This is a genomic window from Candidatus Accumulibacter contiguus (assembly GCF_036625285.1).
Taxonomy (GTDB): domain Bacteria; phylum Pseudomonadota; class Gammaproteobacteria; order Burkholderiales; family Rhodocyclaceae; genus Accumulibacter; species Accumulibacter contiguus.
In genome coordinates this window covers 3,278,048-3,298,862 of record NZ_JAZKUC010000001.1, presented here as the reverse complement: position 1 = coordinate 3,298,862, position 20,815 = coordinate 3,278,048, and the positions used below count along the sequence as shown (strand labels likewise).

General features: G+C 61.8%; 16 protein-coding genes and 1 riboswitch. Of the genes, 4 read left to right on the top strand and 12 right to left on the bottom strand.

The window, feature by feature from the left end; translation table 11 throughout:
- The gene (locus V5B59_RS15755) at positions 1-3,429 is read right to left on the bottom strand and encodes a glycosyltransferase (protein WP_308240104.1); all 3,429 of its coding nucleotides are present in this window, start codon (positions 3,427-3,429) and stop codon (positions 1-3) included.
- 81 nt (positions 3,430-3,510) lie between these two features.
- Positions 3,511-5,712, bottom strand: a complete 2,202-nt coding sequence (locus V5B59_RS15750) for a discoidin domain-containing protein (protein ID WP_169070356.1) — start codon at positions 5,710-5,712, stop codon at positions 3,511-3,513.
- Positions 5,713-5,982: 270 nt separating this feature from the next.
- Here V5B59_RS15750 and V5B59_RS15745 point away from each other — a divergent pair, with 270 nt between their 5' ends.
- Positions 5,983-6,294, top strand: a complete 312-nt coding sequence (locus V5B59_RS15745) for a DUF3579 domain-containing protein (RefSeq protein WP_034914206.1) — start codon at positions 5,983-5,985, stop codon at positions 6,292-6,294.
- 25 nt (positions 6,295-6,319) lie between these two features.
- On the opposite strand, the gene V5B59_RS15740 is transcribed toward V5B59_RS15745, so the two are convergent.
- From V5B59_RS15740 to V5B59_RS15700, 9 genes are all read right to left on the bottom strand, one after another.
- Positions 6,320-7,222, bottom strand: a complete 903-nt coding sequence (locus tag V5B59_RS15740) for an HDOD domain-containing protein (RefSeq protein WP_169070357.1) — start codon at positions 7,220-7,222, stop codon at positions 6,320-6,322.
- A 15-nt stretch (positions 7,223-7,237) separates the two neighbouring features.
- Positions 7,238-8,515 (bottom strand): pseudouridine synthase, encoded by a 1,278-nt coding sequence (locus V5B59_RS15735; protein ID WP_169070358.1) that lies wholly within the window; start codon positions 8,513-8,515, stop codon positions 7,238-7,240.
- A gap of 55 nt (positions 8,516-8,570) precedes the next feature.
- Positions 8,571-9,644: a protein-glutamate methylesterase/protein-glutamine glutaminase gene (locus V5B59_RS15730; RefSeq protein WP_034914200.1), complete on the bottom strand. Its 1,074-nt coding sequence runs from the start codon at positions 9,642-9,644 to the stop codon at positions 8,571-8,573.
- Between the two features lie 25 nt (positions 9,645-9,669).
- Positions 9,670-10,206 carry a chemotaxis protein CheW gene (locus V5B59_RS15725; protein ID WP_169070359.1) on the bottom strand — a complete coding sequence of 179 codons (537 nt, stop codon included), beginning with the start codon at positions 10,204-10,206 and terminating at the stop codon, positions 9,670-9,672.
- Positions 10,207-10,216: 10 nt separating this feature from the next.
- Positions 10,217-12,097, bottom strand: coding sequence for a methyl-accepting chemotaxis protein (locus V5B59_RS15720; RefSeq protein ID WP_169070360.1), 1,881 nt, complete (start codon positions 12,095-12,097; stop codon positions 10,217-10,219).
- A gap of 90 nt (positions 12,098-12,187) precedes the next feature.
- The gene (locus tag V5B59_RS15715; protein WP_169070377.1) at positions 12,188-14,308 is read right to left on the bottom strand and encodes a chemotaxis protein CheA; all 2,121 of its coding nucleotides are present in this window, start codon (positions 14,306-14,308) and stop codon (positions 12,188-12,190) included.
- A gap of 41 nt (positions 14,309-14,349) precedes the next feature.
- Positions 14,350-14,679, bottom strand: coding sequence for an STAS domain-containing protein (locus V5B59_RS15710; protein WP_034914195.1), 330 nt, complete (start codon positions 14,677-14,679; stop codon positions 14,350-14,352).
- 7 nt (positions 14,680-14,686) lie between these two features.
- Positions 14,687-15,055: a response regulator gene (locus tag V5B59_RS15705; RefSeq protein WP_034951132.1), complete on the bottom strand. Its 369-nt coding sequence runs from the start codon at positions 15,053-15,055 to the stop codon at positions 14,687-14,689.
- A gap of 21 nt (positions 15,056-15,076) precedes the next feature.
- The gene (locus V5B59_RS15700; RefSeq protein WP_169070361.1) at positions 15,077-16,258 is read right to left on the bottom strand and encodes a methyl-accepting chemotaxis protein; all 1,182 of its coding nucleotides are present in this window, start codon (positions 16,256-16,258) and stop codon (positions 15,077-15,079) included.
- A 153-nt stretch (positions 16,259-16,411) separates the two neighbouring features.
- A riboswitch (cyclic di-GMP riboswitch) is annotated at positions 16,412-16,498 on the bottom strand.
- Positions 16,499-16,759: 261 nt separating this feature from the next.
- Between V5B59_RS15700 and V5B59_RS15695 the strand changes: the two genes are divergently transcribed.
- The 3 genes from V5B59_RS15695 (at position 16,760) to V5B59_RS15685 (ending at position 20,074) form a co-directional block, all read left to right on the top strand.
- Positions 16,760-17,866: an EAL domain-containing protein gene (locus V5B59_RS15695; protein WP_169070362.1), complete on the top strand. Its 1,107-nt coding sequence runs from the start codon at positions 16,760-16,762 to the stop codon at positions 17,864-17,866.
- Positions 17,867-17,986: 120 nt separating this feature from the next.
- Positions 17,987-18,775, top strand: a complete 789-nt coding sequence (locus V5B59_RS15690; RefSeq protein WP_169070363.1) for a SapC family protein — start codon at positions 17,987-17,989, stop codon at positions 18,773-18,775.
- Between the two features lie 66 nt (positions 18,776-18,841).
- Positions 18,842-20,074, top strand: coding sequence for a glycosyltransferase family 4 protein (locus V5B59_RS15685; protein ID WP_169070364.1), 1,233 nt, complete (start codon positions 18,842-18,844; stop codon positions 20,072-20,074).
- Positions 20,075-20,089: 15 nt separating this feature from the next.
- Here the strand turns inward: V5B59_RS15685 and V5B59_RS15680 are convergent, their stop codons facing one another.
- On the bottom strand, positions 20,090-20,815 hold the full coding sequence (locus V5B59_RS15680; protein WP_248594828.1) for a phosphatase domain-containing putative toxin: 726 nt from the start codon (positions 20,813-20,815) through the stop codon (positions 20,090-20,092).

Genomic DNA, 20,815 nt, shown 5'->3' with positions numbered 1-20,815 from the left:
TCAAGTCGCCGCCTGCACCGTCGCCTTGCGGTCGATCTTGCCCCAGCCCACGAGTACGCCGCGCAGTGAGGTCAGGGTGCTCTTGATGGCCACGTAGTACATCAACTGACGGTAAAAAAATCGCTGCCAGAACAGCCAGATCAGCAGCCACCAGCTCTCTTTGCGCTCCATCGCGAAAGCCAGAATCGCCGCCAGATAATCTACCGTCACGAACAGCGCGTAGTAGAACAGTACCCGCCACAAGGCGTCGGGAGAATACTCATCCGGGTGCTGCCAGTGATTGAACGTTGCCACCCCGAGCGAGCCGATCAACTGCAGGTCCATGATCGGCGAGATCAGCGGGAAGAGGACCTGAAAGAGGATCACATTCGGCAGGGCGATAAAACCCAGCGCGCCGTAGCGCCGACGGAACAACACATCGCGGTGTTTCCATGTCGCCTGCATGGTGCCGTACATCCAGCGGTAGCGCTGGCGGATGAAGCCGCGCACCGTATCGGGGGCCTCGGTCAGCGCTACCGCCTCGTCCTCATAAACGATGGCATAACCGAGCTTGCGAATCGCCAGCGTCAGGTCGGCGTCTTCCGCCAGGGTCACATCGGTAAAGCCACCCACCCGTTCGACCAGTTCGCGCCGCCAGGCCCCTACCGCGCCAGGCACTACGGTGATGCAGTTGAGGACATCGAAGGCGCGCCGGTCGAGATTCTGGCTGGTGATGTACTCCAGCGCCTGCCAGCGGGTCAGCAGATTGATCCGGTTGCCGACCTTGGTGTTACCGGCGACTGCACCGACTGCTGGATCGACGAAATGGCGGACCAGTTTGGCAATCGTGTCGCGGGTGAACAAGGTGTCGGCATCGAGGGCCACCACGATCTCCGCATCGGTCTGCGCCATGCCCAGGGTAAGCGCCGCCGGCTTGCCACCATTGGCTTTGGTGATCACCCGTACGCGCGGATCGTCGGCAAAAGCCGCGCGCGCCACAGGATAAGTGGCGTCGCTGGAACCGTCATCGACGACGATGACCTCGAATTGCCGGGAATGATCGCAAGCCAGCAATGAGGCGATCGTCTGCACGATCACCCTTTCCTCGTTGTACGCCGGGATCACCACCGCGACCGTCGGCGAATACGCCGGATCGAAGACTTCGTGGCGCTGCTGCCAGCGCTGATACAGGGCGAGCGCGCCAACGAACAGCAAGCGCGCGATACCCAGCACGATACCCAGCAGGAACAGCCAGTGGATGGTCGCCGCGGACCAGTTGAGTACACCGAAGGCTAATCCGTCCAACCAGGTCCGCCACTCGCTGTCGGGTGGTAGCAGCGGCATCACTTCGTCGCGGCTGCGTCCGAGCAGTTCGGAGACGCTGACAAAGCGGAAACCCCGTTTCTGCAATTCCTCGACGATTCGGGGGATGGCCTGGATCGTCTGGCTGCGGTCGCCGCCGGAATCGTGCAGCAGGATCATGTTGCCTTCGCCACGCTCGGCTTCCTCGACCGTTCTCCGGACGATCTCGTCCACCCCTGGCCGCTTCCAGTCGTCCGGATCGATCTGCATGCCCACCACGAGATAACCCTGGGCAGCCGCAAGTTCGATCGGGCGCACCTGCTCGATGGTTTCCGGCTCGGCGTCGACCGCATAAGGGGGGCGAAACAACAGCGAATGCCGGCCCACCGTGCTGGCCAGCAGATGCTTGGTTGCCGACAGTTCAAGCTGAAACTGGGTGGCAGAGATGGCCGAGATATTGGGATGGGTGAAGGTGTGATTGCCAATTTCGTGGCCTTCATCGACTTCCCGGCGCAGCAATTCCGGATGCATCTGACCATTGATGCCGATGATGAAGAAGGTCCCCGGTACCCCCGCCTGCCGCAGGGCATCGAGGATTTGCGGCGTGTACAGGGGGTCGGGGCCATCGTCGAAGGTCAGCGCGACCTTGCGTTCGGCACCGCCATGGCGGGTGATGACGTAGGGGGAAGGAAAGGCCGTGAAGTGCTCGGCGCTGATCAGTCCGCGTTTCGGGTCGAAGACGATTTCCCGACTGCCCGCCTGTGGTTGGGCGGTGATTTCGAGCACCTCGCCCTTGCCCTCGTAGTCCACCCCGTAGGGAAAGCGAATGTCGCCCAGTTGGGCGGCGTGCGCCGCATCCAGTGCGCCCGGTTTGCCGAACACCTGCCACAGCGCCGGGTCTTCGCTGCCCAGCCGCCACAGGGCGACGCCGCGCGGCTGTACCGAACGGATGACGACCAACTGGTTGAACGCGGTTACTGCATCGAGCATCCACACCTGGTGAATGCGGTCGTTGTCGTCGGCGTACTCGAAGGTCGGGTTGAGCGAGACCGGATCGAGCCGGATCCTGCCTTCGGATTCCTTGGCGACCAGGACCGCCTCCTCGAAGGTCCGTTCCTCGGTGGGGCGACCCTTCTGCCAGTCGTAAGCGTAATTGCCGATGGCCACGATCATCTTGTCGAGGGGAATGTCGCGCTGTCGCTGACGCAGCACCGAGGCGAACCAGGGCAGGCTGGAAATCGGACCCGGCCCACTGTCATTCCAGTGCTCGTCGTAGGCCATGAGAATCAGGTGGTCCGCGTGCGGCACCAATCTGCGGTAATCGAAAGCGGCGTCGTTGGCCGGCACATTCACCGAAACCGACAGGTTTCTTGGGTGCATTGCGGCGTACAGTTCGGCCATGAAGCGCTGAAAATCGGGCTGCGCCCTGGGCGGAATATTCTCGAAGTCGATGCTGATCCCGTCAAAGTGATGACTCTCGACATAGGCGGTCAGTTGTGCGATGGTGCGCGCCCGTGCCGCCGGTTTGGCCAGCATCCGCGCCAGTTTGACGCCCTCCCATTCATGACCGTTCCAGTTGTTGACCAGCGGCACGATCGACGCCTCGGGACGACGGCTGCGGATGTACGCAGCCACTTGCGCCGTGCGCGTCGGATCATTTTCGCGCAGCGAACCGTCCTCGTCCGCCAGGTGCAGCCATTCGGCGATCACCGTGTCCAGGCTGTCGAGGTTCTGCTTGAGCGAACTCATGCTGGCGTCGTCCCAGTTGACGAAAAAGCCGATGGCCAGCGTTTGCCGGTTCGGCAGCAGGCCCGGCTTGTGGGGCTGCACCAGCCATTGTTGCAGGCTGGCCGCGCGCGCGCGCTCCAGCCTGATCTGCTCACTACGCAAGGTGCGCTCACGGCGGGTCAAGGGACGCTCGGGGGAGAGCGTGGGTACGGCCGGCAGGGCGTGGGCGCCTTGCGGCAGAAAACTGACGCTTGGCAGATGCAGCGACGGCAGTACCGGACTGGCGAGAATGCTCAGGACGAGCATGACCAGCAACAAAGACAGCGTCAGGCCGAGCAGCGTCACTCCCGCCCGCAAACGCGGCCAGCGCTTGTGGGCGGGATCGAAGAAGACCGGCTTGCCGGACACGCCGTTGGTCACTGCAGTTGCTGGAGAATCACCGGGTAATGGCAGAGACATTCTGGAATGGTCGCTTTCTGGAAAGGTTGGCCTGGTTTCACATCAACGCACGCGCACGGGCGTATCTGGCCGGGCGGGCGGCCCCCCACTGCGGATCACCGTCAGGGACCAGGGCGGCAATTGCAGTTCTAGTGGGGCATGCGCGCGCAGCACGCGGTGCTCGGGAGGCCGACTGCGGCGCGGGCGACCGTGCTTGCCTTGCGCCCGCCATTGGTACTGGGCAGCGGAAAACTGGAACAGGTCGGCCGGGCCTTGCAGCCACGCGACCGCATCCGGCTCCGGTCCGGCGAAGCGCAGCGCGACCGACCACGGTTGCGTCGGGTCCTTGTTGACCAGCAGCACCGCCCAGAGCCCGTCGGGGCGCTGCAGTGCATAAGCGCTCAAGGGTGGCGTATCGGTGCTTTCGCCATCCACTCGTGCGGGATAGAGCCAGTGCGCCTGGGTCGGGTTCCCGGCCCATTGCCGTGCCAGCAGCCTGGCACCGTGATAGGTGGCGGTACGCGCCAGGATGTTTCGCTTCTGGTCGGAGACGAACAGGGTATTGTTGCCCCAGGTCTCACAATCAACCTGCGGTTCCCGATCGAGGGGGCTGGGTTCGTAACCGTACAGATAGGCAGCACTGCCACCCTGGGTCAGGAAGGTGCCGACCACGTCGGCGTTGAACAGGGCGCCGGCCAGGTCGACTTCCGCCTGCGTGGCAAAGGCCGAGTAGCCGTACTCGGTGATCAACAGCGGCGTCGAGCGCGGCAGACCCTGCTGGTAGAGGTTCGCCATGGCCTCGGCGAGCCGCGCCGGCGCCTGCTGCAAGTACGGCGCCACCGGCGCGCAGACGTCGTCGAACGGGTACCACTCGAACGACAGGAATCCCAGATCGTCCGCTCGCCCACGCGCCTGCAGATAGCTCAGCAAGCGGGCCAGCCACGGCCGGTCGGGAGCAACCGAAGTGCCGGCCCAGGCCATCATTGGCTCATCCCACAAGGACTGGAAGGATGGCCCACCGAGCGGTACTGCCGCATCGACCGCACGCAGCGCGTCCACCGCTTGCAGATACAAGGCCCCATAGTCCTCCGGAGCAATGTACTGGCCATCCGGTTCCTCGCCGAGTTCGATGCCGCGCAGCGGATAGCCGCGCCGCTTCAGATAGCGCAGCAGGGCGGCGGCGTTGTCCGGCGTATCGTAGAGCACCCCGACGGGAACCAGCATCGGCAAGCCATGCGTCAGCCCGCTGGCGAACACCCGGTCAATGCCGGCCTGCTCGACGTCGGGGTCCAGGTCGGTCGCACGGTGCCATGGGTCGGTGGATGAAACGAAAAAGTGGGTCTGCTGCTTGCGGCTGGCGGCATGGCGGACGGCATCCCGCAACTCGCCATCGGCACCCAAGGTGCCGATGGACACCTCGCGGACCGCGTAGCCGAGAGCATCGCGCGGGTCGCTGGCTCCCGGTGGGGCCGACGCCGATGATGCTTCGAGCAACACCCGCAGGTAACGTGCCGGCCGTGCATCGGGTGCCAGGCGCAGAATTCCGTCACCGCCACCACCTGCGGTCACCATACCTTCGGGAAAGGTTCGCCATTGACCCTCGGGATACCCATCCGGAAGGTCCTGGTCTTCGCCATCCCAGTACTGCACCGAATAGCGCACGGCATACGGTATCCCCCAGGAGATACGGATCGCATTCACCGGTATTTTCTGTCCCAGATCAGCGATCAGCCATTGCGGGTGCCGGTCCTCTCCCGTGTAGCGGCGATCCAGATAGGGGTTGCTCTTCCAGAAGGTATCGGGGTCGCCGTCAGCCAGTCGCGAATAACCATTGTCTTCGGCCTGGTCGATGGTATTTCCTCGCCGTGGCAGCCGGTAACCAAAGGAGGTCAGGATCGGAGCGCCAGGGTGATCGTTGGAGGTCCAGTAACCTTGGGCGTTCTTGCGGTCACTCCAGTGGCCGCGCGGATTCCAGTGCCAGGCCTCGATACCGAGTTCGGTGCGCAGGCGGTAAGTCAGCGGACGCAGACCGACCGAGCGCATGGCGCGCAAGGTGGCGGGGCGATAAATGGCGCTCGCGTCGCCGCGCGCGTGCCCGTCCACACCGGCGCCGAGAGCGACAGCCGGAGTGAAGGTGTTGACGGGGCCGGCCCCGAGGTCAATGGTCACTTGAGCCGACGCCACTGCCCCTGCCGGCGTCGAACCGGCGGAGAGAACGGCAAGAACCAGTATGGCGAGCAGGCGGAAGGGAAAATCAGCAATCATTGCTTACTCGGACCAGTGAGCGTAGAAAACCGCCGTGAGTTCAGGCTGGAGAATCGGGGATCAAAACCGGTCGTTTTCACCGGTGCGCGATGATACGCATTTTGCCCCGTCCGCCGCAAGAAATCAGCGGTTTGCCGGTTGAACGGCCGGCAAGACCCGGCAAGGCTAGCGTCTTTCTGTTAGAATCGTGGCGTCGACTCTGTCGGCAGGCGCAAAACGACCATCCAAGAGAGTAATTCGCGGTTCACCTCGCCACCCTACCATCGAGATATGACCACTTCGTCACACTCCTCTTTCATCATCGTCGGTCTTACCATCGCAGGCAAGCGGTTCCGCCCCAGCGACTGGGCCGAAAGACTTTGCGGTGTTCTCTCGGCTTTTGGCGCCGAAAAGAAGATGCGCTATTCGCCCTACGTTTCTCCAATAAACTACAAAGGCGAGAAAGCCGTTTTCGTAAATGGCCGATTGTACGAAGTGGAGCCCATGGCCTATCGCTTCGTCCTGCACTTCGCACAAGACAACGATCTGCAACTGATCCAGGACGTCGCCGCGACGGCTGTCGGCCAGAACAACCCCTCCTAGTAGCTCGTCGGAATCATGATTTTCATCATCGGGGGTGCCTGGAGAAGTCATGACCGTTAGTTTGGTGATCTTCCCGCTCACCACCTGCAAGGAGAAACCTGGGCAGGACTTCCGGCGGTAGCTGCAGGCGGTCGAGCAAGGTGTCGCGGCTGATGTGCAGCAGACTCTGGATGGCAGTGAGGTCATCCGGGATCGCTGGATTATTCCAGCCATCAGTCGAGTGGCGGGCAAGCTTGACCGCCAGCTGCACGTTCTGGACCCTTGGCAGATGGGCGCTGTCGCCGCCCATCAGGGTGGTCAGCAGCACGGGCAGGTGCCAGGCGCGGCAGAGGGCCAGCTGCAGATCGGCCAGCTTGACTCCGAGCACTTCCTGTTGGACATTGGCGCTGTGCAGCCTGCGGTCGGCCTGCAGTCGGGAGCGAATCTCGATCGCCAGATCCGGAGCAAAACACCACAGCAGAATCTCCGCCAGGTCGTGCAGCAGCGCGGCGAGAGCGACTTCCTCGACGTTCATGTCGTGCCGCGCGAATGCCCAGTCGTGTGCATAGTGCGCTGCACGCTGCATCCGCAGGATCACCTGCAGGACGCCCAGCAGGGCTTGCCGCTGACCTTGCAACATCGTTTCGAGGGTGAGTGCTTGCTCGAACATCCGGAAGAAAGGGTCGACGCCAAGCATCATCACTGCGCTGGCAATGTTCGTGATGTCACTGTGCAGGTGGCCGTGACCAACGTCCTGAATATAGGCCAGCACACGGATGGCCAACAGCGGATCCTGCAAAACGATGTTGGTGATGTCGCGACCGCTGACCTGGTCGATCTGTTGCCGTGCCTGGTCGAGACGGCGCGCCGTCTGGCGCAGAATCGGCAATTCCGTTCTGCTGACAAAGGCCAGCCAGCCTGCAAGGTCTTGTGGCAAGGGCTCAAGCATGGGCTGGGCCTTTTTTCAGAAACGCTCGTCGGCGCGCAGATAACGCCATTGTCCGGCAGCCAGCTTGCCGAGTGAGACGCTGCCGATACGCACGCGTTTGATTTCGGTGACGCGCAAACCGACCTGTTCGCACATGCCCTGAATCTGCCGCTTTCTGTTTTCGTGCAGAACGAAACGCAGTTGTTGCTCGCTCAGCCACGAGACCTGTGCGCGCAGCAGTTTGACCTTGTCCAGCGACAGGCCATGTCTGAGCCGCTCCAGACCATCCGCCGACAACTCGCCCTCGACGCGGACGTGGTATTCCTTCTCGAGTCTTGCATCACCTCCTGTCAGGCGGCGTGCGACACTGCCTTCCTGAGTGAACACCAGCATGCCGCCCTCGTCGGCATCGAGTTTGCCGGCCAGCGCCAGGCCGCGCAGATGCGTGGCCTGGAAACGGAAGGTGCTGCTGTCTTCTGCCCAGTGCTTGTCGGGACGGATCAGTGCGACGGCATGATCGTCCTCGGCAGCGACCGGGTGGCACGGCTTGTTGAACAGGATCGTGACACTTTCGCTGGGGTGCTTTTTCGCTGCGTCCTGGATCCTGATCTTTGCCTTCGGGTTGACGCGTGCGCCGAGGCGGGTGATGACCTCGCCGTCTACGCTGACCCAGCCGTTCTCGATCCATTCGTCAGCTTCGCGGCGGGAGCACGCGGCGATTTCGCTGACCAGTTTTGCCAGCCGCGGCGATTCCTTTGCCAAGCCGCGTGGCGTGCTGGAGGTCACTGCCGGCGTGGCAGCCGGCGCTTCTGCCGGTCGTTGCACCTGCGCTTCTGCTGCGACTGCCGGGGAGACTCTCTCGCCGAGTGCCGGTGCGTCACGGCTGGCGCGCTGCGGCGCCGGGGGAAAGGCGCGCGCGCCAGTGCTGCGGGCTATGCCGCGTTGCGGATAGGTCTTCTTCGCCTGTTGGCTGGGCCGGGCCGGGCTGGCTGCCTGGCTATCGGTGGTTGTGCCGCGAGGTTCCGGGGCTGGCACTGTGCTTTCCTGCCTCGTCGGAAACGCGGCTGTGAATTGCTCGACCGGGCTGGCCGCTTCCCTCGGGAGTTCGTTGCGGAAACGTGCCGGGCTGGTGTTTCTCTGACCGGGCTTGCCGCTTGGCGCAGCCGGTACTGGCGATTGGCTGTCGGCACGCCGCGCGCTGGTGTGCTTTGCTGTCTGGGAGCTACCGCGAATCGGTTTGCGGGTGGCTGCCCGGGTGTCGCCGACGGCAGCAGCAGGCTTTTTGTTGGGCAGCTTCAGAGTGGTGCGGGGCATGGCGTGGCTTTCCGTTGGTTCGACCGCTTAGTTTACGTCAGAAGTGGATCACCTCCTACAACCCAGCCATTCCAGATCGCGAAGCGGGAGGACCGCTCATGATCGCCGTTGCCAGCGCAGCAAGCGGCAAGCTGCGATCGACCGCGCCCCGTTTGACCGCTTCCCTCGGCATGCCGTAAACGATACAAGTCGCCTCGTCCTGTGCCAGCGTATAAGCGCCGGCATCGTGCATCTCCTTGAGTCCGCGCGCGCCGTCATCGCCCATGCCGGTCATGATCACACCCATGGCATTGTTGCCGGCATACTTGGCAACCGATCGAAACAGCACATCGACCGACGGGCGATGGCGATTGACCGGTGGTCCATCCTTCACCTCGACCAGGTATTGCGCGCCGCTGCGCGTCAGTTGCATGTGCTTGCCGCCGGGTGCAATCAGTGCCAGACCGGGCAGGACTCGCTGCCCATTCCTCGCTTCCTGCACCGAGATTTCACAGAGGCCATCAAGGCGTGCGGCAAAAGCGGCGGTAAACATCTCCGGCATGTGCTGAACGATGACGATTCCCGGCGAGACGCGCGGCAGTTCGGTCAGCAGGGCTTCCAGGGCGACCGTTCCGCCGGTGGACGTGCCGATGGCGACCAGGCGCTCGGTTGTCTGTGCCATCGCCAGACGCGGCCTTGCCGGACTGCGTACCGCCGTGCGGACGCCACGCTGCACGGCTCCCATATTGGCACGCGCGGCAGCTTTGACGGCAGCGATCAGGTTGTCGCTCGAATCCTCAAGAAAACTCCCGACGCCGAGGCCGGGCTTGCTGATGATCGCAACGGCCCCGGCTGCCAGGGCCTGCAGGGTCGTTTCCGCCCCGACGGTGGTCAGCGATGAGCAGATCAGCACCGGCGTCGGTCGTTCCGCCATCAGTTGGCCGAGAAAGGTGATGCCGTCCATGCGCGGCATTTCGATGTCGAGCGTCAGCACGTCAGGCCAGTCGCGGCGCATTTTTTCGATCGCGAAGATCGGATCGTGGGCCGTGGCGATGACGCGGATCCCGGGATCGCGGTCGAGGATGGTGCTCATGACCCGGCGTACCACGGCCGAGTCGTCGACGACCATGACCTTGATTTCTCGTGCCATCAGCGCCTCACGTTTCAGATAGACATTAAGTTTCAATCATCGGCGGGGTGATCGACACCATTTCGTCGATCGACAGGACACGCGCGATGTCGAGAATGATCACGAAGCGGCCATTGACGCGTGCCATTCCGGCGATGAAGTCGGCGTTGACGCGTGTACCGAAAGCCGGGGCGGGTTCGATGCTCCCGGCAGCAATCTCCATCACCGCGTTGACGCCATCGACGATCAATCCCAGGGTGTACAGCGCTCCCGCATGTTCCGTTTCGACGATGACGATGCAAGTGCGTTTACCCACGCCGGTGGCCGTGCGACCGAAGCGAACCGCGAGGTCGATCACCGGCACCACCGCGCCGCGCAGGTTGATGACGCCACGGACCGAGCGCGGCATCATCGGCACGCCGGTGGGCACGCTGTACTCAATGATTTCCCGGATGCGCAGGATATCGATGGCATATACGTCATCAGCCAGGCGGAAGGCGAGATACAGCGAGGTGTCGCCGACATCCGGACCGGCCGCTCTGCCGGCCACGTGCCGGCTGGCTGCCAACAGTTCTGTGCTCATGGCGCATCCCTCAGAATCGTTCGTAGTCTTTCAGCGGGTGATTTGCCGCAGACTCGCGTTTCGCCTTGCCCGGTTTGGCGGTCCGGCCGGGGCGCGCCGGCATGGCCTGGTCGTTGCCGGCAAGCGTGAACTGCGCCATCAACTCGTTGAGGTTTTCGGCCTGGGCGTTCATCTCTTCGGCCGTGGCCGAGAGTTCTTCGGCGGTCGCGGCGTTCTGCTGCGTGACGGTGTTCAACTGCGCCATCGCCTGACTGATCTGGTCGGCGCCGGTCGTCTGTTCTTCCGATGCGGCGGTGATCTCGCCCACCAGATCAGCCGTCTTGCGAATCGACGGCAGCATGGTCTCGAACAGGCTGCCGGCACGTTCGGCGGTTTCGACGCTGCTGCTTGCCAGTTCGCCAATCTCCTGCGCGGCGATCTGGCTGCGTTCGGCCAGTTTCCTGACCTCGGCCGCGACGACGGCAAAACCCTTGCCATGTTCGCCGGCTCGTGCCGCTTCGATCGCCGCATTCAGCGCCAGCAGATCGGTGCGGTAGGCAATGTCGTCGATGATCGAGATCTTGCCGGCGATCGATTTCATCGCCGCGACCGTCGAACGAACGGCTTCGCCGCCAGCCAGCGCGTCTGCCGCCGATTGGCGCGCGATCGCGTCGGTGGTCTTGGCGTTGTCGGTGTTCTGCGCAATCGACGCCGACATCTGCTCCATCGCCGAGGTCGTCTGTTCGAGGCTTGCCGCCTGCTCCGAGGTGGCTTGCGAAAGAAGCTGCGAGGTGGCCGATACCTGCGTCGAGGCGTTCGAGAGTTCGCCAGCCGAGGTGTTCACCTGCGCGATCGTCGCCGACAGTTTGGCCAGCGTGTTATTCACGCTGGCCTGCAGGGCGCCAAAGTCACCCTGATATTCGGCGTCGATGCTCTGGCCGAGATCGCCCCGTTCAACCGCCGCCATGACCCGCTTGACGTCGTTGATCGGATCCACCACTGCGTCCATCGTGCGGTTGAGTCCTTCGATGATGTTGCGATATTCGCCCTGGTGCCTGGCTGCATCGACACGCGTCTCCAGCCGGCCTTTCGCCGCTGCGGTCGACAGCGCGCCGGCATCGCCGATCATCGCGTGCACTGCATCCTTGACCATCATCACGGCACGAAACACGGCCCCGGCTTCATCTCGCCCGGTGGTGTCGAGCTTGAAGTCGAAATCGCCTGCTGCCATGCGGCCGGATACTTCGACGACCGTATTCAGCGGGCCCGAAATCGAACGCGAGATCGCCCAACCCATGGCCGTCAATAGCGCCAGCAAGGCCAGTGAAATCGATACCAACTGGATCAGGACGCGGCGGAAGACGACATCGACATCGTCAATGTAGATGCCGGTGCCGATCACCAGATTCCATGGCGCAAACAGCACCGCATGACCGATCTTGGGCGAAGCGGCCTGCGTGCCCGGTTTGGGGAAGTCGTATGCGACATAACCGCCTCCAGCCTTGGCGACGCTGATCAGTTCCCGGATCAGGTATTTGCCATTGGCATCCTTGAGATCGATCTTGTTGGTTCCCTCGAAGTCGCGGGTGGCCGGCATCAGGTAGAAGAGTCCTTCAGGATCGAAGACGAACAGATAGTTACCTCCTTCGTAGCGCATGTAGCGCAGGGCATCAAGTGCGGTGTCCCTGGCCTCCTTGTCGGTGAGCTTGCCGGTAGCCGACAGTTGATGATAGTGCTCGAGAACCCCGCTCCCAGCCTCGATCAGGCTCTTGATTCGCTGCTTGCGGTCTTCGAGCATGTTGTCGCGAATCGAAACCAGCGACACCGTGCAGAAGAGCAACAGGCCAATCGCCGTGAGACCTCCCCAGAGCAGGTTGCGTGTGCTCACCTTCATCGACCGTAACCAGTTCATCTTTCACCTCGACATTCTGAATAATTGGACAAGAAATGATGCCCGCAGGCGTTTGCTGCCGCCGGAAACGAGCCGTGCCGGTGCCGTCGATCAATTCTTCGCATGCTTGCCGTGGCCAGCGCCTGCGCAAAGCCGTACCAGTGCCTGCACGTCGAGGATCATGCCGACCTCGCCGTTGCCGATGATCGTGCAGCCCGACACCGCCGGTGTTTCGGCAAACAAGGGACCGAGCGGCTTGATCACCGTCTGGCACTTGCCATGGATGCGATCGACGACCAGACCCGCCTGTCGGCTGCCGTAACGGACGACAATGACGCGCGGTCGAGGGTGCCGTGGCCCCTGTTCATCGAAAAGCTCGCGCAGGCGAACGAAGGGCAGCGCCTGCTCACGCAGTTCGAGGTATCCCCGATCGCCGACATCCGGCGGTAGTTCGATGCACTCGACGACCATGTCGAGCGGGATGATGAAGTGCGAACTGCCGACGCCGACGTGAAAGCCGTCGATGATCGCCAGCGTCAGCGGCAGACAAAGGCGCATGGTCGTGCCTTGTCCTGGCACCGATTCGATGTCGAGCGTGCCGCGCAAGGCCTCGATATTGCTGCGCACGACATCCATCCCGACCCCGCGGCCGGAGAGGCTGGTCACTTTTGCTGCCGTCGAAAACCCGGGTGCGAGAATCAGCCGATAGACCTCCTGATCGGAAAGATGGGCGTCCGGAGCGACCATGCCATTCTCGATCGCCTTCCTCAGGATGCGATCACGATCGAGGCCGCCGCCATCGTCACTGACTTCGATATTGATGCTGCCGGACTCGTGATAGGCACGCAGTTCGACCGTGCCGCGTGCGGGCTTGCCACGCGCCATGCGCGTTTCGGCCGGCTCGATGCCATGGTCGATCGAGTTGCGCACCAGATGCATCAAGGGGTCGCCGATCTTGTCGACCATCGACTTGTCGAGTTCGGATTCGGCACCCCGGACACGCAACTCGATATCCTTGCCCAGTTCCCTGGAAACGTCGCGAACGACACGCGGAAAGCGGGAGAAAACCTCGCCGATGGCGACCATGCGCAAGCGCAGGGTCATGTCACGAATGTCCTGGACGAGAGATAGCAGCACTTCCGCCGATTCCTGAATATCGGGCCGCTGGATACGGCTGATCTGCAGATGTGTCCCGACGCCGGCGATGACCAATTCGCCGACCCGGTCGATCAGTGCGTCGAGCCGATCGGAAGGAACCTTGACGATCCGGGCTTCGCCGCTGCGCTTTTCCTCGACGCGCTTCTGCTGGTCCGCGGCGGCCTCGACGACCTGCGGCGGCACCGCTCCCTGTTCGACCAGGATCTCGCCGATACGGGCATGTGGCTCCTGCTGTTTCTGCACCGCCAGCGCCTCTGCCAGTTCGTTGGCGGTCACCGAACCACAGGCCACGAGCATCTCGCCGATGCGCTCGGCATCCTGATGGTGGGATTCGATCAGCGCGAGGTAGGCAGAAATCTGGCTCTGCGGCGGCACGATGACGATCTGCGAGCCCTCCCGGATGAAATCGAAGACGCCTTCGATCTCTGCCTTGCTGGCACGGCTCGCCAGGGCCACTTCGAAGCCCAGATAGCAGATCTCGGGGTCTGCGGCGGCAAACTCCGGTACGGCGTCGACGATCGTTTCAACATGCAGCAGCTTGCCGTACTGGGAGAGGTAATTGATGAAGGCCAGCGGATCCATGCCGTCCTGCAACACCTGTCTGCCCGGGCGCAGCGAGATATGCCAGTGGTCAGAGCCCATCGCGCCACCGTCGCCGGCACCGATCCCGGCTTCGGAGGAATGCGGTTCGGCCGCGGGCGGCGCCACGACAGCGCCGCCGCCAGTTCCGAGAACGGCCTGCAGGCGTGACAGCAATTGGTCGCTACGCGCGACCGGAACCTCGGTGTTCTCGGCGATCGCGGCAATCAGGTTGGCGATGTGGTCCTGGCATGCGAGCAGCAGACTGATCAGATCGCTGTCGAATTGCAGTTTGCCGTTGCGCAGGCGATCGAGGACGTTCTCGACGACGTGCGCGAAACGCACCACCTCGTCAAGACCGAACAGGCCGCCGGAACCCTTGATGGTATGTGCGCAGCGAAAAAGGGCGTTCATGTCGTCTTCCTGGCCGCTGCCGTCCTCTGCACGCAGCAGGATCGCCTCCATTTCGGCGAGGAGTTCCCTGGCCTCTTCCATGAAGGTTCCGAGTGCCTGCGCAAGGTCCTGGGCGGCGTCGTTCACGGCACCTTCCTTGCCGATTCCGTCGCCGAAATGAACAAGGGATCTCCCAGCAGGCCACCGAGATTGGCCAGATCGATCAGGCGCAGAACGCACGGCGGATGATTGACGAAGCGCACACGCTTGCCCGGATTGCGTTTGGCGATCAGCATCAGTTGCAGACCGGCCGTATCGATCTCGGCGATGCCGCCCAGGTCGATCTCGATTTCGTCGGCAGCGCGCATGACGTCCGCCAGCCCGGCCTTGATTTCGGCGACCTCATAGATGGTCAACTCCCCGTCCAGAGTCAGCCGCGCCGTCTGCCCGCTGCTCTCGATGACGATGCTCATCGTCGCCTCACATCATCAACAGTCTGGAAACCGCCGCCAGCATCTGCTGGGGCTGGAAAGGCTTGACCACCCAGGCCTTGGCGCCGGCCTCCTGGCCGGCCTTCTTCTTTTCCTCATTGCCTTCGGTGGTCAGCATGATCACCGGAACGAAGCGGTAGGCGGCGTTCTTTTTCATTTCCCGGACAAAGGTGATGCCATCCATGTTGGGCATATTGACATCGCTGATCACCAGATGCACTTTCTGCCCCATCAGTTTGGCCAGCGCGTCCTTGCCGTCGCAGGCCTCGATCACCTCAAAGCCGCCGCCCTTGAGCGCCATGCTGACGACCTGCCGCATCGAAGCGGAATCGTCGACGACCAGGATGGTCTTGCCCATGTCAATCTCCCATTGTCCAGGTTAGAAAAAGGTGATTTCGCTCGCCGCCACCTGCCCCTGTGCAGCCGGGTGCTGCGCATCGTGCTGTTCGAGCGTGGTGTAAGTTTGTTCGAGTTGAGCAATCCACTTCTGCACGTCGAAAGGTTCCGGCGTCTCGCCGCCTGCGATGCGCGCCTCTTCTGCACGTGTGCGCGCCAGAAGACGCTCGATATCCTGGCAGACCGCGCTCAGAATCTGGCTCATGCGATCCTGGAATTGCAGATGCACGAGTACCGCTTCGACCTTCTCGCGGACGCTCTGGCTGCCTTCGGCCATGTGCTGCGACGAATCGCTGAGTCCTTGCACGACGCTGCTGAAACGTTCCAGTACGGCGGCCATGGTCACTTCCGAACTGGCCATCAGCGATTCGTTCTGGCGTGACATTTGACCGGCGGAAAGCAGCGCTGACCCGGTCGCCACGTTGACCGTCTCGACTTTGTCCCGGATCTGCTTGGCAAGCGATCCCGACTGGTCCGAGAGCTTGCGTACTTCATCGGCAACGACGGCAAAACCCCGCCCGGTCTCGCCGGCCCGCGCCGCTTCGATCGCCGCGTTGAGTGCCAGCAGATTGGTCTGTTTGGCGATCTCGGCGACCCCGCCGGCCATGCGCTTGAGATCGGCGCTCACTTCCGCCAGGCTCTCGAATTCACGGAGCATTGGTTTCTGGGCGTCGAAAGCGTCCTTGAGGTAGCCCAGCATCGCTGCCAGTTCACTGCGCGAACGTTCGATCACCGCGACCACACCTTCCGCTGCTTCACGGTCGCGGGTATCGAGCATAACGCCCAACTGGTTCAGAATGGCCGCGAAGTCACTGGTCAATGCGTTGCCCGCATTCTCGGTTTGTTGGCGTGCGATGGCGACATGCGTGGCCCAGCGGGTCAGTGAAGCGGCGGCTACCTGATGCAGGCTGGTGGTATAGGGGGCGATGGCCGGCGGCGCCGCGCCGGTCTCTGCGCGCTCGGCAAGCAGGCGATCGACAGCAGCCCGGATCGAACGGCGCTCCCAATAAGAGACGCCAGTGGCGAGCACCAGCAGAGCCAGTGTCAGGATCAGGTCGACGGCCAGCGATGCCTCACTCTTCCAGAACAGCAGGCCAGCGGCGACGGCGGCAAGAAACAGTGGGCCAGTGCCCAGGGGAAGTATTCTTGATGATCGGTCTTGCATGAGTTCCTCCTGCGTGCTACTTCAGCGCCAGGCTGCGGTCGATCGGGCGCAGAGAAACACGGCCTCGAATCGAAAGGGCCAGGCATGCGGTTACTCTCGGATGCAAGACTTGGACGGCTGCGGATATCGCATGCCGAGACGAAGATCCCGGTATCAGGCAACCCAGCCACCCTCCCGGACTTCGGGTTAGGGCCTGCAGCTTTGCGTCCGGGGCTTTCGTCCCGTTTGCCATTCTTACTCGTCCACACATCATAACTGAATAGAGCAGCAATGTGCGACTTCCGGCACATAGCCGGATGCAGCGAGATTGACAGCAGCTGAGATGGCTGGGCATACTCGTACGTGCGCCATCCAAGTGTCCCCCCTGCAGGCGGCAGGCCAGCGACTTGCGCGCTACCCGCCAGAGAACTGCGGGAGAAGTTCGGCGCACTGACCACATATCATGGCAAGAATCATGGCAAGAGGCCATGGCCTGCAAGCGGATCGTCTCTGGAGCTTCCTGTGAAGAGCAGTCATTGGTTTCTGGAATCCATCGCTGCCGATGGATCCCGTTTGAAATACGACATCGTTGACCTGCCTTTCCGGATCGGTCGTGGCCAGGAGAACGATCTGGTACTGGCGACACCGGGCCTCAGCCGGAAACACGCCATGTTCGACGACGACATCAGCGCGCAACTGCGCCTGACCGATCTGAACAGCACCAACGGCACCTTCGTCAATCGACAGCGCATCGATGGCTCGTGCCTGCTGCGGGAAAACGACATCATTCATTTCTTTACGGCAGAGTTTCGTCTCGGCCGGCATCAGCCTGATCAGTCGCGCTTCATGCCCTCGACCGACTCGCGAACCCTGTTGATGCCGATGGGCACGAACCTGTCGGAACTCTTCGTCGCCAATGAGGGCGAGTTTCTCGACCTGCTCAACGGCCAGGGCATTTCCGGCGCCGCCCAGCCCATCGTCGATGCGAACAGTGGGAAAATCTTCGCCTACGAGTTGCTCGGGCGAGCAAATCATCCGCAACTGTCCGGTAGCCCCATCCGCCTGTTCCAATTGGCAACAGCGCTGAACCGCGAGCTTGATCTCAGCGTGGCCTTTCGCAAATTCGCGATCACCTCGATGGCTCCGCGCCTGCGCAAATTCCCCCTGTTTATCAACACCCACCCCAAGGAGACTTTCAGCAAGCCGTTTTTTGCTTCGCTAACTGTCCTGCGCCAGCAGATGCCGGAACTGCAACTGGTTGTCGAAATCCATGAAACCGCAGTCACCGACCCGCTGCGTTTACGTGAATTAGGCGCTTTTCTGCGCGACATCGGTGTGCGTTTTGCCTACGACGATTTCGGGGCAGGACAGGCCCGCCTGAACGAACTGGGCGAAGCGCCTGCGCACTTCGTGAAATTCGACATGGGTCTGCTGCACGACATTCACCTGGCCAGCGAACGCAAACGCCGGGTGATCAGCGATCTCGTCAAACTGGTGCTGAACCTGGGCTCAGTGCCGCTGGCCGAAGGCATCGAGCTCGAGGCGGAAGCGCAGGTCTGCCGCGACATGGGTTTCCAGCTGATCCAGGGCTATCTGACCGGCAGACCGATTGCCGCCGACCAGTTGTAGCGGGGGGTCTCTTGATGTTCTCCCGTATTCAGACCCGCTGTTTCCGCAGCCTCCAGGCGGTCGGCGAGTATCCCTGCTTCAGAATACCATTGGTCAGAAAATGCCACCCGAAGGATGCCCATGCCCAACTTCCACGTCATTTCCACCGAACGCCACGCCAGCAAGCGCTGGCAGCGCATTTCGAGTTATGCTTTCGCTGCCCATGAGGCAATTGTTCCACTGACTGCAGGCGAACTGCCGCGTGCGCTGTTGAGTCTGCCGATTGCCTTTGTCGAGCAGAATGAAACCTTCGTTCCTGTCGCCGTTCTGGGTTTGGCAACAGGCAAGAATCTATTTGCCGCACCCGACGGCCGTTGGGCAGGAAAATATATCCCGGCCATCTTGCGTAGCTATCCCTTCTGCCTCGCCAGCAGGGATGACGGTCAGCAGGTACTGTGCATCGATGAAGATTCGGGACTCCTTGGCGACGGCAGTGAAGGCGAACCCTTTTTCGATGATGAAGGCAAACCCTCGCCAGCGATTCAAGGCGTCCTCAACTTTCTGACCCAGATCGAGAACAATCGGCAGATCACCGTCAGGGCCTGTACGGTACTGAAGAAACACCACCTGATCAAAGCCTGGCCAATTACTGTCAAGACAGGGGCTGGTGACCAGCCGATTGGCGGACTCTTTCAGATTGACGAGGCCATTCTGAATCAGTTGCCCGCCGAAGCCCTTCATGAAGTCGCCAAAGCCGGTGCCCTGGTCATCGCCTATTGCCAGTTGCTGTCGATGCAGCAGTTGCCTGTTCTCGGCGAGCTGGCCGAAGCCCATGCCAGCGCTGCCGCCCGAATTCCTTCCGCCGGCAAAGAACTTACCCTGGACTACTTGAACAAGCACGAAACGCTCAATTTTGGTGGACTCGGCTAAACCAATCGACTAATCGACCATTCGCTCGCTGCATACCCATGCTGGCCAGTCCCATCAGTACAAGCCATGAAGATTCTCCTCATCCATCAGAACTTTCCGGGTCAGTACAAACACATTGCCGCAGCTCTGGTGGCAAGGGGAGATGAAGTTACGGCGCTGTGCATCGAGACCAACCCGGTTCCCGCCGGTGTTCGTGTGATCCGTTACGGTCCAAAGCGAGGCAATACACCCAACATTCATGCGTGGGTGCAGGAAACGGAAACCAAGGTGATTCGCGGCGAAGCCTGCTTCAAGGCGGCGAAACGATTGCGCGAGCAAGGCTATCACCCGGACCTCATCTGTGCCCACCCGGGCTGGGGAGAAGCGCTGTTCATCAAGGAAGTCTGGCCGCAGATCCCGCTGCTGAATTACTTCGAGTTCTACTACCACGTCCATGGCGCCGATGTCGGCTTTGACCCGGAGTTTCCCGACAATCCGGACGAGGCGCCACGCTTGCTGGCAAAGAACTTCGCCAACCTGATGAACCTCGAACAATGCGATGCCGGAGTTTCACCGACGGCATGGCAGAAATCCACCCACCCCGCGAGCTTTCAACACAAAATCCGCGTCATCCATGAAGGCCTGGATACGGCAGCGATCGCCCCAAAGACCGACACCCAGATCACTCTTCAGGAAAAGGCCCGCACTCTGCGTTCTGACGATGAAGTCATCACCTTCGTCAATCGCAACCTCGAACCCTACCGAGGATGTCACAGTTTCATCCGCGCCATCCCTGAAATCCAGCGCCGGCGTCCGAAAGCCCATATCCTGATCGTCGGTGGTGATGGAGTCAGTTACGGCAGTCGGCCAGTCCAGGGAACGACCTACCGTGAGCAGTTTATCGAGGAAGTGAGGGGCGACATAGACTTCCGGCGTCTTGATTTCGTCGGTACGATTCCTTACCCGGTGTTCATCGGCTTGCTGCAAATCTCGGCGGTTCACGTCTACCTGACCTACCCCTTTGTTCTCTCCTGGTCGATGCTCGAAGCCATGAGCGCCGGTTGCCTGGTGCTGGGGTCCAGGACGCCACCGGTGGAAGAAGTGATCACGCATGGGGACAATGGACTGCTGGTCGATTTTTTCTCACCGCAGCAAATTGCCGAGCAAGTGGCCCAGGCTCTTGAGTTCCCCGGTGATTTTGCTCGGCTAAGGCAACGCGCCCGGCAGACGATCATCGACCGCTATGACCTCCAGCGAATCTGCCTGCCACAACATCTGGCCTACATCGACGAACTGGCTGGACGGTCACTTAAGGATTGATCCATGTCGCCTTGCTCAAACCGCGTCTGAATCGCCTGGCAAGCAGGCCGGTAAGCGGGCCAGATAATCCTGATGCACCACCAGGCTCAGGGCATTCGGCCGCATTCCTTTGACAACCGCCGTGGCTTCATCTACCGACCAGCCGCGTTCGACCAGGATTTGAGCTGCCATCAGGCCAGTACGACCGGAACCTCCCTTGCAATGGATCACGACTCTCTTGTCGGCGTCCAGCAGTTGATGCACGGCCTGTCGCAGCGCCGACCAGGCGACGGCAAATTCTTCCTCTGGCGCGTGCTCATCTTCGATCGGAAGATGAAACCATTGCAGGCCGATTCGTGAACAGAGGTCGGCCATGTTCGACACCGCATTGCTCGTCATTTCGGCGTCCGGCATCAGTGTGATCACTGCGTCCGCTCCGGCCGCTTTCAGCTGCACGAGCGCAGCGCCTGGCTCCACCCCCTTGCTTCCTGGGCAAGGGGTCAGAATCAGGCCTGCGCCTTGCGAGTTCAGCGGCAGGAAATCATGGGGATGGGCGTTCATGGTGGGATTGGTCATGGATGGTTGGGGCTCATGGCTATAGTAGAGATCAAGAACAGAGGGTTTTTTCGTGGCAACACGCATGGGAGAACCGGGAAGGGGTTTACTTATTTCGAGCATTCTATCAATATAAAAATGTTTCGCAAGCCGGTATCGCTTGCGGTGCCCAAATCGTCGGCTCGCTGGTTTCCAGCCGGGCACCAT

Coding starts and splice junctions, on each gene's coding strand:
- V5B59_RS15720 (WP_169070360.1), bottom strand. CDS start 12,097: ATGAACTGGTTACGGTCGATGAAGGTGAGCACACGCAACCTGCTCTGG.
- V5B59_RS15735 (WP_169070358.1), bottom strand. CDS start 8,515: ATGCCCCGCACCACTCTGAAGCTGCCCAACAAAAAGCCTGCTGCTGCC.
- V5B59_RS15715 (WP_169070377.1), bottom strand. CDS start 14,308: ATGGAAGAGGCCAGGGAACTCCTCGCCGAAATGGAGGCGATCCTGCTG.
- V5B59_RS15725 (WP_169070359.1), bottom strand. CDS start 10,206: ATGAGCACAGAACTGTTGGCAGCCAGCCGGCACGTGGCCGGCAGAGCG.
- V5B59_RS15690 (WP_169070363.1), top strand. CDS start 17,987: ATGCCCAACTTCCACGTCATTTCCACCGAACGCCACGCCAGCAAGCGC.
- V5B59_RS15750 (WP_169070356.1), bottom strand. CDS start 5,712: ATGATTGCTGATTTTCCCTTCCGCCTGCTCGCCATACTGGTTCTTGCC.
- V5B59_RS15730 (WP_034914200.1), bottom strand. CDS start 9,644: ATGGCACGAGAAATCAAGGTCATGGTCGTCGACGACTCGGCCGTGGTA.
- V5B59_RS15685 (WP_169070364.1), top strand. CDS start 18,842: ATGAAGATTCTCCTCATCCATCAGAACTTTCCGGGTCAGTACAAACAC.
- V5B59_RS15740 (WP_169070357.1), bottom strand. CDS start 7,222: ATGCTTGAGCCCTTGCCACAAGACCTTGCAGGCTGGCTGGCCTTTGTC.
- V5B59_RS15700 (WP_169070361.1), bottom strand. CDS start 16,258: ATGCAAGACCGATCATCAAGAATACTTCCCCTGGGCACTGGCCCACTG.
- V5B59_RS15705 (WP_034951132.1), bottom strand. CDS start 15,055: ATGGGCAAGACCATCCTGGTCGTCGACGATTCCGCTTCGATGCGGCAG.
- V5B59_RS15745 (WP_034914206.1), top strand. CDS start 5,983: ATGACCACTTCGTCACACTCCTCTTTCATCATCGTCGGTCTTACCATC.
- V5B59_RS15680 (WP_248594828.1), bottom strand. CDS start 20,815: ATGGTGCCCGGCTGGAAACCAGCGAGCCGACGATTTGGGCACCGCAAG.
- V5B59_RS15710 (WP_034914195.1), bottom strand. CDS start 14,679: ATGAGCATCGTCATCGAGAGCAGCGGGCAGACGGCGCGGCTGACTCTG.